Annotated in this window: 16 protein-coding genes; 8 read left to right on the plus strand and 8 right to left on the minus strand. The window is 68.5% G+C overall.

Annotated elements, in window-relative coordinates; genetic code table 11:
• Positions 1 to 9: 9 nt before the first annotated feature.
• The 4 genes from ACLJO0_RS35450 to ligD (ACLJO0_RS35465) all read right to left on the minus strand — a co-directional run bounded on the left by ACLJO0_RS35450 (position 10) and on the right by ligD (ACLJO0_RS35465) (position 3,361).
• Positions 10 to 1,374 (minus strand): pyridoxal phosphate-dependent decarboxylase family protein, encoded by a 1,365-nt coding sequence (locus ACLJO0_RS35450; protein ID WP_410583468.1) that lies wholly within the window; start codon positions 1,372 to 1,374, stop codon positions 10 to 12.
• Between the two features lie 79 nt (positions 1,375 to 1,453).
• Positions 1,454 to 1,996: a MarR family winged helix-turn-helix transcriptional regulator gene (locus tag ACLJO0_RS35455; RefSeq protein ID WP_125793948.1), complete on the minus strand. Its 543-nt coding sequence runs from the start codon at positions 1,994 to 1,996 to the stop codon at positions 1,454 to 1,456.
• 114 nt (positions 1,997 to 2,110) lie between these two features.
• Positions 2,111 to 2,383 (minus strand): hypothetical protein, encoded by a 273-nt coding sequence (locus ACLJO0_RS35460; RefSeq protein WP_410583469.1) that lies wholly within the window; start codon positions 2,381 to 2,383, stop codon positions 2,111 to 2,113.
• Between the two features lie 60 nt (positions 2,384 to 2,443).
• Complete coding sequence (ligD, locus tag ACLJO0_RS35465; RefSeq protein WP_125793013.1) at positions 2,444 to 3,361, minus strand: non-homologous end-joining DNA ligase; 918 nt, start codon at positions 3,359 to 3,361, stop codon at positions 2,444 to 2,446.
• A gap of 21 nt (positions 3,362 to 3,382) precedes the next feature.
• Here ligD (ACLJO0_RS35465) and ligD (ACLJO0_RS35470) point away from each other — a divergent pair, with 21 nt between their 5' ends.
• From ligD (ACLJO0_RS35470) to ACLJO0_RS35480, 3 genes are all read left to right on the plus strand, one after another.
• Positions 3,383 to 4,342: a non-homologous end-joining DNA ligase gene (gene ligD / locus ACLJO0_RS35470; RefSeq protein WP_410583472.1), complete on the plus strand. Its 960-nt coding sequence runs from the start codon at positions 3,383 to 3,385 to the stop codon at positions 4,340 to 4,342.
• Positions 4,343 to 4,567: 225 nt separating this feature from the next.
• Positions 4,568 to 5,386 (plus strand): DUF4097 family beta strand repeat-containing protein, encoded by an 819-nt coding sequence (locus ACLJO0_RS35475; RefSeq protein ID WP_410583473.1) that lies wholly within the window; start codon positions 4,568 to 4,570, stop codon positions 5,384 to 5,386.
• 218 nt (positions 5,387 to 5,604) lie between these two features.
• Complete coding sequence (locus tag ACLJO0_RS35480; protein WP_410583532.1) at positions 5,605 to 5,892, plus strand: tyrosine-protein phosphatase; 288 nt, start codon at positions 5,605 to 5,607, stop codon at positions 5,890 to 5,892.
• Here the strand turns inward: ACLJO0_RS35480 and pip are convergent.
• Positions 5,866 to 6,822 (minus strand): prolyl aminopeptidase, encoded by a 957-nt coding sequence (gene pip / locus ACLJO0_RS35485; protein ID WP_410583474.1) that lies wholly within the window; start codon positions 6,820 to 6,822, stop codon positions 5,866 to 5,868. The genes ACLJO0_RS35480 and pip overlap by 27 nt on opposite strands.
• Before the next feature lie 134 nt (positions 6,823 to 6,956).
• On the opposite strand from pip, the gene ACLJO0_RS35490 reads away from it, so the two are divergent.
• Positions 6,957 to 8,054, plus strand: a complete 1,098-nt coding sequence (locus tag ACLJO0_RS35490) for a glutamate--cysteine ligase (protein WP_410583476.1) — start codon at positions 6,957 to 6,959, stop codon at positions 8,052 to 8,054.
• Positions 8,055 to 8,066: 12 nt separating this feature from the next.
• Here the strand turns inward: ACLJO0_RS35490 and ACLJO0_RS35495 are convergent, their stop codons facing one another.
• The gene (locus ACLJO0_RS35495) at positions 8,067 to 8,672 is read right to left on the minus strand and encodes a DNA-binding response regulator (protein ID WP_125786025.1); all 606 of its coding nucleotides are present in this window, start codon (positions 8,670 to 8,672) and stop codon (positions 8,067 to 8,069) included.
• Positions 8,673 to 9,126: 454 nt separating this feature from the next.
• On the opposite strand from ACLJO0_RS35495, the gene ACLJO0_RS35500 reads away from it, so the two are divergent.
• Positions 9,127 to 9,825: an AraC family transcriptional regulator gene (locus ACLJO0_RS35500; protein WP_125786026.1), complete on the plus strand. Its 699-nt coding sequence runs from the start codon at positions 9,127 to 9,129 to the stop codon at positions 9,823 to 9,825.
• Positions 9,826 to 9,904: 79 nt separating this feature from the next.
• Here the strand turns inward: ACLJO0_RS35500 and ACLJO0_RS35505 are convergent, their stop codons facing one another.
• On the minus strand, positions 9,905 to 10,900 hold the full coding sequence (locus tag ACLJO0_RS35505) for a DUF1702 family protein (protein WP_410583478.1): 996 nt from the start codon (positions 10,898 to 10,900) through the stop codon (positions 9,905 to 9,907).
• 428 nt (positions 10,901 to 11,328) lie between these two features.
• Here ACLJO0_RS35505 and ACLJO0_RS35510 point away from each other — a divergent pair, with 428 nt between their 5' ends.
• The 3 genes from ACLJO0_RS35510 (at position 11,329) to ACLJO0_RS35520 (ending at position 13,613) form a co-directional block, all read left to right on the plus strand.
• The gene (locus ACLJO0_RS35510; RefSeq protein ID WP_125786028.1) at positions 11,329 to 11,934 is read left to right on the plus strand and encodes a DNA-binding response regulator; all 606 of its coding nucleotides are present in this window, start codon (positions 11,329 to 11,331) and stop codon (positions 11,932 to 11,934) included.
• A 166-nt stretch (positions 11,935 to 12,100) separates the two neighbouring features.
• The gene (locus ACLJO0_RS35515) at positions 12,101 to 12,880 is read left to right on the plus strand and encodes an AfsR/SARP family transcriptional regulator (RefSeq protein WP_410583480.1); all 780 of its coding nucleotides are present in this window, start codon (positions 12,101 to 12,103) and stop codon (positions 12,878 to 12,880) included.
• Positions 12,881 to 12,926: 46 nt separating this feature from the next.
• The gene (locus ACLJO0_RS35520; protein ID WP_410583482.1) at positions 12,927 to 13,613 is read left to right on the plus strand and encodes a winged helix-turn-helix transcriptional regulator; all 687 of its coding nucleotides are present in this window, start codon (positions 12,927 to 12,929) and stop codon (positions 13,611 to 13,613) included.
• Positions 13,614 to 13,687: 74 nt separating this feature from the next.
• Here the strand turns inward: ACLJO0_RS35520 and ACLJO0_RS35525 are convergent, their stop codons facing one another.
• Positions 13,688 to 14,308 carry an L-threonylcarbamoyladenylate synthase gene (locus ACLJO0_RS35525; RefSeq protein ID WP_125793003.1) on the minus strand — a complete coding sequence of 207 codons (621 nt, stop codon included), beginning with the start codon at positions 14,306 to 14,308 and terminating at the stop codon, positions 13,688 to 13,690.
• Positions 14,309 to 14,609: the final 301 nt, after the last annotated feature.

A 14,609-nucleotide genomic window follows, 5' to 3' on the forward strand; every position in this document is an offset into this window, starting at 1 on the left:
CTGAGAAGCTCAACCGCGGGACAACTCTTCCAGCCGCTCGTGGAGCCGGTCGACGTGGTCCTCGCTTTCGGGCTTCATCAGCACGCTACGCAGGATCCTCGCGCCGTCCGCATCCGCGTCGACCCCGGTGTGACGCAGACCGAACTGCGGCTCGCTCACCCGCAGCGTGCTGAGGAACACCGGTTCCCTCGCCGCGACCATGCCGTTGCGCAGGATCCGCGCGCTCTCCTGGTCGATCTTGGACAGCGAAACCGGTTCCGTGCGGGGGAAGTAGGTGACGATGTCGAGTTCCGGTCGCTGGTACAGGTCGAACCGCTCGGAGTCCTCCAGCAGTTTCGCCCACCGCAACGCCGCGCGGCGCCCGGCCGCGAGCACCCGGCCCAAGCCGTCGGGGGTGGGCGGCAGCACCCGGAAGGTGAGCCACAGCGCGGCGGCCGCGGCACCCGCGCGGGAGCATTCGAGACTGATCTCGCCGAGGTGCAGGTCTTCCGAGGTGAAGTAGGTGTACGGCGAATCGTGCAGGTAGAACCGGCCCGCCCCGGGGTCCTTGAACAGCACCGCGCCGCAGCCATAGGGCTGGAGGCCGTGTTTGTGCGGGTCGATGACGATCGAATCGGCCTCGGCGATGGCGAGCCAAGGGGCTTCGGGCAGCCCTTCCGGACCGTCCAAACCGGACAGAAGCCGGAAGAACCCACCGTAGGCGGCGTCGACGTGCACCCGGACGCCGTACCGTTCGCGCAGCGCCAGCACCTCGTGGACCGGTTCCACCGTGCCGAGCGCGGTCGTGCCGGCGGTGACCACCACGGTGCCGATCTTCCCGGTGCGCAACAGTTCTTCGAGTGCGTCGAGATCCATCGCGCCCCGAGCGTCGACGGGCACCGTATGCCCCTCCACGCCGAGTACGCCGCACATCCGGCCATGCGTGTAATGCGCCTCGGCGCTGTACGCGATCCCCTTGCCAGGATGCGTTTCCCGCGCGACGAACAGCGCCTCGAGGTTCGCCACCGTGCCGCTGGTGGTCAGATGCCCGAGGTGCTCCGTGTAGCCGAACATCGTGGCCAGCTGGCGGACGACCTCGCGTTCCATCTCGGCCGTCGCGGGGCCGCCGTCGAGCGCGTGGTTGTTGGGGTTGACCAGCATCGCGGTCAGGTAGCCGACCACCGCGGCCGGATGCGGCGGTTTGAGCATCTGACCGGCGTACGACGGGTGGAAGAACGGGTAGTTGTCCTTCAGCCGCTCGGTGAGCTCCTCGAACGCGGACTCGAACCGCCCGTCGGAGATCTCCAGCGACGGATGCGGCCGGAACGGGGCGAACGTCTCCCCCCACGCCTCGTTCGACGTCAACGCCTGACCGAGCCAGTACCGGAAGTCCATCAAGCGCGCCCTTCGCTTCGTTCGGCTCCAAAAAACGTAGGAGTCGCCGAAGGTCTCGCGCAACCGTCTTCGGTAGGGGTCAGTTCCCCCGGGCCGCCGCCTGACGCCGCTCCTCGCCCTTCTCCTCCAGCTGCCTGACGATCTCGCGCAGCGAAGCGGCCAGCTCGGTGCATTCCGCTGGGCTGAGCCGATCGGTGACGAACGCTTCCTCCTGGTTGAACTCGGGGAAGAGCTCCCGCATCAGCCGCTCCCCCTCGGCCGTCAGCGCGAGCAACACCAAACGTCCGTCGACCGGATGTTTGCGCCGGGTGACCAGGCCGTGTGCCTCCAGCGTCTTCATCACGCCGGTGAGCGTCCCCTTGGTGATCCCGGACTCGGCGGCGACGTGCCTGGTCTCCTTCTCGCCGAAGATCCACACCACCCAGAGCACCACGAACGCGGTCCAGGTGAGGCCCGCGTTGCGCAGGACCGAGTTCTCGAAGTGCAGCCGCACGGCCGTCGCGGCGCGGTGGAGGTTGGCGACGGCCTCCATCCGCTCCCACAGCAGCGGGATCCCGCCCAGTTTGGCCCGCACGGCGTTCTCGGTCTCGGCCAGTGTGTGATACCCGGTCAACAGCCACATCCTCACCGGCCCCGGAGGCACCAGCCCGATGAGCGCGCACCCCCGCGCACCCGCTCCGCCGATCGTATGCGGAACGGTTGGGAGTCCACAGTGGTCTTTCCGGGTTGCTCCGCGTTAGGCCGCGGACGCCAAGGGCTCCAGCAGATCCTGTCCGGTTTCGGACAACTCGGCGGCCACGCGGCTGCCGGGAACACCTTCACGCGGCGTCCGGATCAGCCCGGCGTGGGCGAGGCGGTGGGCCGTGCTCTGGTCACTGCACGGCAGGCCGTCGACGTAGAGATCCGGCTCCAGGCTGACGGTGATCTCGGCCCTGCCCTGCGCCACGGCTCGCAGCATGGCCAGGGCGCGGCATGACAGGCTTTCGGGGTCTTTGACTTTCTCGTTCATTCGGGGTCACTCCTCTGACCTGGGAGTTTCCCATACGCAGCCGTTCAAACATGACACCGGTCACCGGGCGGGGACGGCCGCGCGATGCTCGGTGATGTCGCCGAACAGGTCACCCATCTCCTCGACGCGTTCGATCACCTGATCGGCGGTGAACAGCAGGTCGGCGGCCTTGCGGCAGGCTTCGACCTCCTCCCAGGTCACGGGTGTGGAGACGGTCGGGATCGCGCGGCCCCGCAGCGAGTACGGCGCGATGGTGGTCTTGGCGGTGTTGTTCTGGCTCCAGTCGATGAACACGCGGCCGGGGCGGATCGCCTTCGTCATCCGCGCGACCACGGATTCCGGTGACCGGCGCGCGAGCTCCTCCGCGACCGCCTTGGCGTACTCGGAGGTGCGTTCGTCCGACCGGGTGCGCACCGGGCAGTACAACTGCATTCCCTTATTGCCGCTGGTCTTCGCGTACACGGTGAGACCGTCTCCGGTGAGCAGGTCGCTGAGCGTCTCGGCCACCCGGCAGCAGTCGACGACGTCGGCGGGCGGACCGGGATCGAGATCGAAGACCAGCAGATCGGGTGATTTCCGCGCGCCGCGCGGGCCGACCGTCCACTGTGGAACATGCAGTTCCAGCGCGGCGAGATTGGCGGCCCACATCAACGTCGGCAGGTCGCCGACGACGGGGTAATCGAGCGTCTCCTCCCCGCCGCGACGGCCCCGGTTGGTGAGCCGCGCGGTGCGCACCCAATCGGGCGCGTGCCGGGAAACGTTCTTCTCGTAGAACGGTTCCCCGTCGACACCGTCGGGAAAACGGCGGAAGGTGGCGGCGCGGTCGCGCAGATGCGGGAGCAGCACGGGGGCGATCCGGCGGTAGTAGTCGAGGACCTCCCGTTTGGTGAAACCGTGCGACGGATAGAGCACCTTGTCCAGATTGGACAGCGCCAGCCGCCGTCCCTCGACCTCGACCGTTATCCGCTCCTCAGGCACCCTTCGACGGTACCGTGAGGTATGCCCACCGTGCCGGATGCGATCGCCCCGATGCTGGCGACCGACGGTGACCTGCCCACCGGCGGGTGGGGGTACGAGTACAAATGGGACGGCTACCGCTGCTGTCTGCGGGTCGCCCGCGACGGCGAGACGCGCTTGACCAGCCGGCGCGGCCTCGACACGACGGCGACGTACCCGGACGTGACCGGCGAAGCGCTCGATGGCCGCGAAGCCGTCCTCGACGGCGAGATCGTCGTCCTCGACGACAAGGGGCGGCCGAGCTTCCCGCTGCTGCAAACGCGGCATCTGCGCACGCCCGACGCGTCACTGCTGGAGCGCAGCCCAGTGCACTTCTTCGCCTTCGACGTGCTGTTCCTCGACGGCGACCACCTGCTCGACGAGCCCTACGCCGCCCGCCGCGAGCTGCTGACGTCGCTGGGCGGCGGTGGCCGCATCGTCATCCCACCGGGGTACACCGACAGCGACATCTCCCCCGATCGGCTGCTCGAGGTCGCCCAGGAACACGGGCTCGAAGGGCTGATCGCGAAGAAGCTCGACAGCCGGTACTACCCCGGCAAACGGACGCGGCAATGGATCAAACGGGCGCTGTGGCACACCCAAGAGGTCGTCATCGGTGGCTGGCGCGCCGGCGAAGGGCGGCGTTCGGGCACTCTCGGCGCCCTGTTGCTTGGCGCGCACGACGACTCCGGCGATCTGCGGTACATCGGCGACGTCGGCACCGGGTTCAGCGACAAGGCCCTCGAAGACCTGCATGCCAGGCTCGCGCCACTGGCAAGGAAGACACCGCCCTTCGCTTCGGAAGTCCCGCGTGACCGGGCGCGGCGGGCGCGGTGGGTGGAGCCGGAACTCGTCGGAGAGGTCGTGCACCGGAACTGGACCCCGGACGGCCGCCTGCGGCACACGACCTGGCGGGGGCTGCGCGCGGACAAGACCCCCGACGACGTCGTACTGCCGTCGTAGCGGCTCACATCGGCCGGACGACCTGGTCACCGGGATCGGCGGGATGGCCCTCCTCCCACCATTGTTCTGCCACTCCGCGAGGGCGGGACTGTCCCGACTTGTTCCGGCCAGCGGCCCTTCGACGTCGCGTCCCCGGCATGTCAGCGTCGTGGCGGTGCCGTGTCAGCCCAGTCGGCGATCGTTGCTCTCACAACGAAAGATCACCGCGACCGAGGAGTTCCTCTCATGTCTGTCTTCCCCACGACTGCACCGATCACCGCCACACTGACCACCGCGGGCGCCCGGGTCCGCGTCACCGCGAGCGAACGTCCGGACACGGTCGTGCTCGTCGAGCCGATCGACGCCGCGAGCAAGTCGGACGTGAAGGTCGCCGAGAACACCGAGGTCGGCTTCGACGGCGGCAAGCTGTCGATCGAGACGAAGAAGGCGGGCGGCAAGAACGGTTCGGTCGCGATCACCATCGAGGTGCCCACCGGTTCCCAGCTGGTCCTCAACACGGCCTGGTCGGACGTGACCGCCGAAGGCCGGTTCGGCGAGTGCGCGCTGGAGGTGTCGTCAGGCCGGGTTCAGGTCGACCGCGTCGCCTCGGTGCGCGGGAACCTGGCGGCGGGCGAGATCGCGATCGGGCACGTCGCCGGCACCGTGGACGTCGACGGCGGCTCGGCCGGAGTGCGGATCGGCGAGGTCGAGGGCACCGTCCGATACGAGGGCGCGACCGGCAAGGTGTGGATCGGGCACGCCCGGTCCGACGTCACCCTCTCCGGTTCGAGCGGGAGTTTCGACATCGACCGCGCCGACGGCGACGTCGCCGCACAAGCCGCCAACTGCCCGATCCGCGTAGGTACGCTGTCGCGCGGCGAGGCCGAGCTGATGAACGCGTCCGGCGGCATCGAGGTCGGGATCGAAGGGGACACCGCCTCGGTGGATGCCAAGAGCACCAAGGGATCCGTGCGTAACTCCTTCGCCATGGACGGCGGGCGGGGCGGGGTCAAGGTCTACGCCCGCACGCGGCTCGACGACATCGTCATCCACCGGGCGGCTTGAGTCCTGGTGTCGCGGGGTCGCGGGTTCGTGGTCTTTAGGCGGCAGTGCCTTCTAGGGTTTCTTCGGGACGCTTGGGTGGCACTGCCGTCTTGGAGTGGTGAGGCGGGGCGGGTATGCCGCAATTAGTCACCTAATTGCGGTGCACTTCGCGCGTTTAAGAACGCTTCGCAACTTTCCCGTTCGCGGACGATCCCGTTTATCTCAACGCGCCCCTGCGGCTGGGTGACGCGCCACCCGGTCCGATCGCGGTGCACTGCAGCGCCGGGCGAGACCGGACGGGGGTGCTCGTGGCGCTGGCGCTGAGCGTCGCGGGAGTGCCCGCCGCGTCGATCGCCGCGGACTACGCGCGCACGGATGGTCGCAGTGGCGCCACAATCCTCCGGACACTGGCCCATCTGGAAGGCCGTCATGGAGGCGTGCCCACTTACCTGCTGGAACCCGGCGCGACCGACAGCCGGCTCAGGCGGCTAAGGAGTCGCCTACTTACCCGAAGCCGATCCTCGTGAAGCGAACCGGTCCAGCGCCGCGAGTTTCCAGGCCCGTTTCACGTCGCTCGACCGATGCCCGGAGCCGTCGTCGATCAGCAGTTCCGCGCCGGGCCAGGCGCGGGCGAGTTCCCAGGCGGTGTCCACCGGGCAGCTCAGGTCCCGGCGTCCGTGGATCAGCACACCGGGGATGTCCCGCAGCAGGACGGCGTCGCGGATCAGCGCGCCGGGTTCCAGCCAGCCGGCGTGGGAATAGTAGTGCGTGACGATGCGCGCGAAGGCCAGTTCCCAGTCGCCGATCGGACCATTGTGGACGGTCGCGCCGGGTTCCAGTGAGAGCACGGTGTCCTCCCAGGCACACCATGAGCGAGCGGCCTCGGTCCGCACGTGCGGGTCGGGGTCTTCCATGAGCCGCGCGTAGGCCGCGACGAGGTCACCGGAGAGATCGCCGCGGAAGCGAGCCCATTCTTCGGGGAAGAACCGGCCGGCGCCGCGGTACAGCCAGTCGATCTCGGAAGGCCATGTCGTGCTGATCGCGCTGACGACGATCTCGGTGACCCGCTCCGGGAACCGTTCGGCGTAGGCGAGCGCGAGCGTCGTACCCCACGAACCGCCGGTGACGAGCCAGCGTTCGATACCCAGGTGTTCCCGCAACCGTTCCATGTCGGCGACGAGATGGTGGGTCGTGTTGTGCCGCATGTCGGTCGCGGGGTCGCTCGCGTGCGGGGTGCTGCGGCCGCAGCCGCGTTGGTCGAACAGCACCGCGCGGTAGCGGACGGGGTCGAACATCCGCCGCATCCCCGGCGTGCAGCCTTGCCCGGGTCCGCCGTGCAGCATGACCGCCGGTTTGCCGTCCGGGTTTCCGCAGGTCTCCCAATAGACGAAGTTGCCGTCACCTACATCGAGCAGTCCTTTGTCATAAGGCTCGGCAGGGGGATGCAGATCGATCATGAACCAACCCTAGACGGTCAGTGAGACCACGAAACACTTTCGCCGCAACGAAGTTCAGCACACCGGCCCTTTCCCCGCCGCGCTCGAAGGAGGAGATTCGGAGGTACCGGCGAAATCCCCGGAAACGGAGAGACATGGCGGTCGACGGCATGGACTTCACCCTTGGGGTGGAGGAAGAGTTCGTCCTTCTCGACCCGGTGGACGGCGCGGTCGCGTTGCGGGCCCCCGAACTTCTCGCGAGTCTCGCTCCCGGGCCGGACGTCAGCGGTGAGCTGATGCGGTTCCAGATCGAGACCGCGACCGGCGTCTGCCGTGGCCTGGACGAGGTGCGCTCGGAGCTGACGCGGTTGCGGCAGACCGTCGCGACGGCGGCGGAGGCCGACGGTTGCCTCATGGTGGCGGCGGGGATCCCGCCCGGCGACCTGCGGGGAGACGCGCTCACCCCCGAACCGCGGTACCGGCGGATGGCACAGGCGTTCCCGGAGCTGATCGACGAGGCGGGGACGTGTGCCTGTCATGTGCACGTCGGCCTGCCGTCGCGGGATCTCGGCGCGCGGATCCTCACCGGGCTGCGGCCGTGGCTCGCTCCGTTGCTGGCGCTCAGTGTGAATTCCCCGGTGGAGCGCGGCGCCGACTCCGGGTGGTCGAGCAGGCGCTTTCCGATCTGGGACCGCTGGCCGACGGCGAGACCGCCCGACGAATGGTCCGGCGCGGCCGCGTACGACCGGAGTATCGGCGACGCCTTGCGCCGAGGTGACGCGCTCGACGCGGCGGGGGTGTACTTCTACGCCCGCCTTTCCCCTCGCCATCCCACGGTCGAGGTGCGGATCGCCGACGTCTGCCTTGCCGTCGACGACGCGGTGCTCCTCGCCGCGTTGGTGCGCGGACTGGTCGCGACCTGCGCCGTGACGACGAGGCCGCCGCGGGCCCGCGGGACCCGGATCGGCGCGGCTTTGACGGCCGCCGCGCGCCGGGGTCTCGACGGGCCGGGCGTCGACGTCTTCACCGGCAGGGAGGCCGATCAGCGCGATCTGCTCGGCGAACTGGTCGATTTCGTCCGGCCGGCGCTCAAGGCCGCGGGCGACGAGGAAGACGTCGAGCGGGGGTTGGACTCGGTGTTCGAACACGGGACCGGCGCTGCCCGGCAGCGCCGGTTGTTCGCGGAAGCCGCGTCGCCGGGCGAGTTCGCCGCGGAGCTCGCCCACGCGACGATGAACGTCCCGACCCGGTGAACCGAACCGGCGTCACAGCCAGCCGGACTCCTTGGCGATCCGCACCGCGTCGACCCGGTTGCGGGCGCTGAGCTTCGACACGATGGTCGTCAGGTAGTTCCGCACGGTGCCGGCGGACAGGAACAGTTCGGCCGCGATCTCGGTCGGGTCGGAGCCGACCGACGCGAGCCGGAGCACCTCGATCTCGCGGGCGGTGAGCGGGCATTCCTCGCTGTCCCAGGCGGCGAGCGCCAGATCGCCGTCGACGACGCGCCGCCCGGCGGCGACCCCGCGGATCGCGTTGGCGAGCCTGTCGGCGGGCGCGTCCTTGCGCAGGAAACCGTTGACCTTCGCGGCCAGGGCCCGCCGAAGGGTTCCCGGGCTGCCGAGCGAGGTGAGGATCAGCGTGCGCACGCCGGGCAATTGCTCGTGCAGTTCGGCGGCGGCGGTGAGCCCGTCCTTGCCAGGCAGGTCGATGTCGATGAGCGCGATGTCGGGATTCGCGGACCGCGCGAGCGGGAGGATCTCGTCGCCGCTGGCGCATTCGGCGACGACCTCGATGTCGGGTTCCAAACCGAGCAGCGCGACCAGGGCCCCACGGACAATGTGCATGTCCTCGGCCACCAGGACCTTGATCATCGACCCCATCTGCCTTTCGCCGCTTCCCGCCCCCGAGCCGCCGATACTATCCTCACACACACGTTCCGCGAAATGGAAACCGGCCCTTGACCGCCGCGGGGGGACGCGGTCAAGGGCCGGTTCTGTGTTGCCGCGGGAATACGTTCTTCGGACCGCGCCAACACGGCCGGGGAAGTTCCGGCGTGAATGCGCTACCAGGAATTCTGCGGCCATCGGCCGGTGAGATCCAGTGTGCCCAGCACCGCCGGACCGTGGTTTTCGCATGTCCGGGACCCCGTGAAATTTTCACGTCGGCGCACACATGAATCCATATCCGGCGGTGAATCAAGCACTTCAGGAGAAGCGGCGGCGAACACTAGTGTCGAAACCGCAAAGCAAGCCAGAATTCCTCGAGCGAAAGGACGGTACAATGGATGAGACTGTCCGGCGAGCCGTGGAGCGAGCCATTGGGGCCATGAACGAGAAACTGGGCGAAGAGCTCACTATCGATGACATCGCCCGTGCGGCGACGTTCAGCAAATTCCATTTCACCAGGGTGTTCCAGCAGGCCACCGGCGTCTCGCCCGGCCGGTTCCTGTCCGCGCTGCGGCTCGACGAGGCCAAGAGCCTGCTGTTGACGACCTCGATCACGGTCGCCGACATCAGCCGCCAGGTGGGCTACAACAGTGTCGGCACCTTCAGCACGCGGTTCAGCAGCCGGGTCGGCCTCTCCCCGTCCGCGTACCGACGGCAGGGCGGGTTCCAGCGCCACCTCGCGGGCGATCCCCGTCCGGGCGCGAAGCGGGCCGTCGTCCGAGGGTTCGTGTCGGCGCCGCCGGAGATCTCGCCCGGCCTCGTCTTCGTCGGCCTCTTCCCGACGCGCATCCCCGAGGGCGCGCCCGTGCGTTACACGGTCATCGACGCCCCCGGCCCCTATCAGCTGACCGATGTCCCGGAAGGCACCTGGCACCTCGTCGCGCACTGCGTGACCGGCCCGCCCATGCGCCGCGGCACCGGGTACACCGGGCACCACGGTCCGATCACCGTCGAACCGGGCGTCTCCGCGCGGCTGGCGGATCTGCGGATGCGCCCCAAGCGCCTGTTCGACCCGCCGGTCCTGCTCGCGCTGCCCGACCTGCGGCACCGGCCGGAGCCGTTCAAACGCGCGGCCTGATCCTCACCCGGGGTGTCAGGAAAGGGTCGTTCAAGACGAAAAACGTCTTGAACGACCCTTTCCTGACATCTGCGGTACCTCAGGCGGACAGGCGGCCCGCCGCGGGGGCCAGCCCGTCCCGGATGTTCTGCCGCCACAGTTCATAGGCGGGCGTCCCGTCCGCGGCGTCCGCGGTGACCTCGGTCGAGTCGGCGAGGTCGACGGCCTCCTCGATGCTCAGCCCGGCGAGCGCCCGCGCGGCGCGGCGGGTGTGCGGCGGGACGAACGACGAGAACGTCCTCGCCTTCACCGCGAACACGACACCGAGGCCGAGTTCGTCCTGGTGCTCCCCCGCCGACTCACGCAGCCTCACCAGCCCCGGCCGGTCGCAGCCGCCCGCGAAGGTCGAGGCCAGCCCGACCCCGCTCCACAGGTCCGGACGGCGTCCGGCGGGGAAGCGGTTCACCGCCGCTGCGACCTTCACCGGGTCGCCGCCGTTGATGAACCACAGCGCCCGCCCGATGCCCTGGTCGCAGGCGCGCGGGAAGTACGCGGGGGCGCCTGCCCACGGGTACGGCTTGGGGACGAACTGCTGGTCGACCCACTTGCGCGTGTCGAAGTAGGCGCGATCGAAGGCGTAGCCGTCGACGGCCAGCCAGCTCATCGTCGGGTGGAACGGGACGCCGTCCAGTTCCGGCAGCACCTTCTTCCACAGCGGGCGGGGCAGCCGGGCCATCGCGAACCCGATGCCGATGTAGGTCAGGAACACGTGGGGGAGACCGGGGCCGCTCATCAGTTCGGCCGTGCGGTCCGTCCGGCCGCCGGGCATGACGTCGAGGATGGTGAACGCCATCGCCGCGCCCTCGTAGGCGAACCCGCGCAGCTCCGGCTCGACCATGTCCAGCCGCCGCTCGGCCTCCCACAGCGCCGGCGCGTCGATCCCCCACTCGAAGCCGCACACCACCGACTGCGGGATCGACTCCAGACGGGCGGTCGCCGGCGTCGGCGATACTCCGAAGCCTCGCCCCTCGAAGCCGACCGAAGCCAGCGAAGGCGCGAACAGGACCTTGCGCAGGGCACCCAGCAATGAGCTCATCACTTACGTCCTTTGTGGATAGTGTCGGCTTCGCGCGCGAACTCGGCTCGTGTGAGGAGACCACGCCGCGCTCGACGGTCGATCGAGGTCGGCGCCCCGGTACCGCCGAACAGTCCAGCCGCGTCTTCGAAAGGCGTCGAATTCACCCGTTCGCCGGACGAATTCACCGTAATGGAACGTACTCAACAGGGAATGAAAACCACTTATGGCAATAGTTTTTACCGTCTTCTCACCTAACAGCGAGTAATCGATCGCTCTCAGTTTCACCATGGTCGAAGCCATGCCATCGTCGCAGCTCACCAGGGTTCCGCCCGGTCGAGCAGGCCGCCGAAAAAAGCGCAACCTTGTATCGTGCGATTACGATTCACTCTTCCGGGTTTGCTATGTACACTGAGAGTTAGCGCGTTTCTGGGGAAGAGGAGGTCGGAGTGATCCGAGTCCTATTGGCCGAGGATATGCACATGGTCCGCGGCGCCTTGGTCGCTCTGCTGAACCTCGAACAGGACATCGAGGTGGTCGCGGAGGTCTGCTCGGGCGACAAGATCCTTCCGATGGCCGCGGAGTATCTGCCGGACGTCGCGATCATCGACATCGACCTGCCCGCCAAGGACGGGCTCGCCGCCGCTTCCGAGCTCTATCAGCAACTTCCGAGCGTCCGCACGCTGATCCTCACCTCGCTCGGCCGCCCGGGCACCGTACGCCGCGCGCTCGACGCGAAGGTGAACGGTTTCCTGCTCAAGGACGCGCCCGCCGACAAGCTCGCCAACGCCGTCCGCTCGGTCGCCATCGGCCGCCGCGTCATCGACAGTGAACTCGCGCTGTCCGCATGGGAAACCGAGGATTGCCCGCTGACCCCGCGGGAAGCCGAGATCCTCCGCCTCGCCGCGAACGGGCGCACGGTCGCCGACATCGCGGCGGAGCTGTTCCTGTCGCCGGGAACCGTGCGGAACTATCTCGCCACGGTGGTCACGAAACTCAACGCCCGCAACCGGGTGGACGCCATCCGCATCGCCACCGATTCCGACTGGCTCTGACCCTTTCCGCGTCTTCTCTTTTGCCACAACCGGTTCTCCGCTCCAGGTCGTGACGATCGCATACGGGGCAACGAAGAAATCACCGCCCGCCGGGTGTTTCCGGCACTGTTCCGAAGGTTCCGCCTCTGTCACCGTCATTGAGGGGGATTCCGCCGGAGGGGCAGGGATGCACGCGATGACCATCGGACCAGGTGACACGGCCAGGGTTCTGGGGCCGCTCGAGCTGCACATCGGCGGTGTCGATCGCGCGCCGAGCACGCCGAAACTCCTGCAACTGCTGGCGATGCTGCTCATCCGTCCCGGCAAGACGGTCCACGTCGACTCGCTGGTCCACGAGCTGTGGAACGACACGCCACCGCGCAGTGTCCGCCGGACCCTGCACACCTACGTCCATCACCTCCGCCGCCATCTCGACCCGGACGGCACCGGCGGCCTGCTGGTCACCAGCGCGCCCGGGTACCGGCTCGACATCGACGCGGGCGTGGTCGACGTGTCGGAGTTCCACCGGCTTCACCGCCTCGGCCGCGACCTGCTGGACGAAGGCGACAACGCGGCGGCCGCGCACGCGTTCCGCACCGCGCTGGACCTGTGGTCCGGTCCCCCGCTGGCGAACATCCACTGTGGACCGACCTTGGCCGCCTACACCGTCTATCTCCTGGAGCATCGGCGCAACGCCCGCGACCTGTGGATCGAGGCCGAGATCCGCGCCGGGAACCACCGGGAGATGCTCGGCGTGCTGCGGTCGCTGACCACCGCCGACCCGTTCGACGAAACCCTGCACGCCCAGCTGATCCGCGCGCTCGGGCTCAGCGGGAGGCGCAGCGACGCGCTCGCGACGTTCGAGTGGCTGCGGACCCGGCTGGAGGACGAACTGGGGGTGAAACCCTGCGCCGAACTGCGGGAGCTGCATCGCGAACTGCTTTCCGAGGGACACCCCGTCCGCTGAACGAGCACCACCCCGTCACCAGATCAAGGAAGTTGAGGAGTCAAGCATGACCGCTCGCACCTACGGCCAGTTCTGCGGCCTCGCCCGCGCGCTCGAGATCATCGGGGAACGCTGGTCCCTGCTCGTGATCCGCGACCTGGTGCTCGGCCCGAAGCGTTTCGACGAGCTGCAGCACGGCCTGCCGAAGATCCCGACGAGCATCCTGTCGACCCGGCTCAACGAACTCGAACGGCACGGCGTCGTCCAGCGCCGGGTGCTCTCGCAGCTCGACGCCGGGGTGGTCTACGAGCTCACCGAATACGGCAACGACCTCGACCAGATCCTGCTGCAGCTGGGCCTGTGGGGTGCCCGTTCGCTGACCGACCCGGCGGCCGACGACCTGTTCACCCTCGACGCGGCCATCCTGTCGCTGTACACGACGTTCCAGCCGGACGCCGCCCGCGGCATCCAGTGCTCGTTCGAGCTCCACTACGGCGACCAGATGATCGTCCACGCGGTGATCGACGACGGCGCGGTGACCGCGGGCGAGGGCCCGCTACCGGAGCCGGACCTCATCATCGAGCCGCGCGGCCCGGTCGTGCTCAAGCTGCTGAACGGCGAACTGGACGCCACGAGCGCGCTCACCTGCGGTGCGGTGGCCGTGAAGGGCGATCCGGCGATGCTGGAGCTGTTCACCCGGCTGTTCCACATCCCCTCGGCGCCGTCGAAGACCGAAGGGCTCGTCACGCACTGAAGATGACGTCCGCCATTCGGCACCTGCTTGCGGTCCTTGCACACGCAACGATCGCAACCAGGTGCCGAATCGCGTCATTCGAAGCGTGAGGTGTCGCCGGCGCCGCGCCGCACGATCTCCGGCTCCCCCGACGAGAAATCGATGACCGTGGTGGGTTCGACCCCGCACTCGCCGGAATCGATCACCGCGTCGACCACATGCTCCAGGCGTTCCTTGATGTCCCAGCCCTGGGTCATCGGCTCCTCCTGGTCGGGCAGCAGCAGCGTGCTCGACAGCAGCGGCTCGCCGAGCTCGCCCAGCAGCGCCTGGGTGACCACGTGGTCCGGGATGCGCACGCCGACGGTCTTCTTCTTGGCGTGCAGCAGACGGCGCGGCACCTCCTTGGTCGCCGGCAGGATGAAGGTGTAGCTGCCCGGCGTCGACGCCTTGACCGCGCGGAAGACTGCGTTGTCCACGTGCACGAACTGGCCCAGCTGGGCGAAATCCTGGCACACCAGAGTGAAGTGGTGGCGGTCGTCCAGTTTGCGGATGCTCCGGATGCGGTCGATGCCCTGCCTGTTCCCCAGCTGGCAACCGAGGGCGAAACAGGAGTCCGTCGGATACGCGATGAGGCCGTCTTCGCGCAGGATGCCGACGACCTGTCCGATCGCGCGTCGTTGCGGATTCTCCGGATGTACGTCGAAATACCTGGCCATGCGCCGAGCTTAGGGCCACCGGGCCGCGGCCGCCGCGAGAGCCCGCCCGGCAGGGCGTACACGGCGTACACAGTGGAACGGCGGATCGGCGCACGTCTCCCATCGTGGCGTCTTCCGCGATCGCGCTCATGGGCTGAACGAACCACACCCGCGCGGGTGATCGAGGCGATTTTCCCTGTCCCCAGTGGGGAAAGCGTCTCCCTTGCGGCCGTCCTCCCCTACCCGGAAGAAGCAACCGGGGTAACGAACATGGGTTAGGATCCGAATCACACGGCGATGGAAGGTCGTGCGGCGGCCTGCC

It is taken from the genome of Amycolatopsis sp. lyj-108 (assembly GCF_046549005.1).
Classification (GTDB): domain Bacteria; phylum Actinomycetota; class Actinomycetes; order Mycobacteriales; family Pseudonocardiaceae; genus Amycolatopsis.

What these genes read in the sequence shown, in the direction of transcription:
- ACLJO0_RS35520 (WP_410583482.1), top strand. Translation starts at nt 12,927, where the DNA reads ATGACCGCTCGCACCTACGGCCAGTTCTGCGGCCTCGCCCGCGCGCTC.
- ACLJO0_RS35460 (WP_410583469.1), bottom strand. Translation starts at nt 2,383, where the DNA reads ATGAACGAGAAAGTCAAAGACCCCGAAAGCCTGTCATGCCGCGCCCTG.
- ACLJO0_RS35490 (WP_410583476.1), top strand. Translation starts at nt 6,957, where the DNA reads ATGGCGGTCGACGGCATGGACTTCACCCTTGGGGTGGAGGAAGAGTTC.
- ACLJO0_RS35505 (WP_410583478.1), bottom strand. Translation starts at nt 10,900, where the DNA reads ATGAGCTCATTGCTGGGTGCCCTGCGCAAGGTCCTGTTCGCGCCTTCG.
- ACLJO0_RS35455 (WP_125793948.1), bottom strand. Translation starts at nt 1,996, where the DNA reads ATGTGGCTGTTGACCGGGTATCACACACTGGCCGAGACCGAGAACGCC.
- ACLJO0_RS35525 (WP_125793003.1), bottom strand. Translation starts at nt 14,308, where the DNA reads ATGGCCAGGTATTTCGACGTACATCCGGAGAATCCGCAACGACGCGCG.
- ACLJO0_RS35475 (WP_410583473.1), top strand. Translation starts at nt 4,568, where the DNA reads ATGTCTGTCTTCCCCACGACTGCACCGATCACCGCCACACTGACCACC.
- ACLJO0_RS35450 (WP_410583468.1), bottom strand. Translation starts at nt 1,374, where the DNA reads ATGGACTTCCGGTACTGGCTCGGTCAGGCGTTGACGTCGAACGAGGCG.
- ACLJO0_RS35495 (WP_125786025.1), bottom strand. Translation starts at nt 8,672, where the DNA reads ATGATCAAGGTCCTGGTGGCCGAGGACATGCACATTGTCCGTGGGGCC.
- ACLJO0_RS35500 (WP_125786026.1), top strand. Translation starts at nt 9,127, where the DNA reads ATGAACGAGAAACTGGGCGAAGAGCTCACTATCGATGACATCGCCCGT.
- ligD (WP_410583472.1), top strand. Translation starts at nt 3,383, where the DNA reads ATGCCCACCGTGCCGGATGCGATCGCCCCGATGCTGGCGACCGACGGT.
- pip (WP_410583474.1), bottom strand. Translation starts at nt 6,822, where the DNA reads ATGATCGATCTGCATCCCCCTGCCGAGCCTTATGACAAAGGACTGCTC.
- ACLJO0_RS35515 (WP_410583480.1), top strand. Translation starts at nt 12,101, where the DNA reads ATGCACGCGATGACCATCGGACCAGGTGACACGGCCAGGGTTCTGGGG.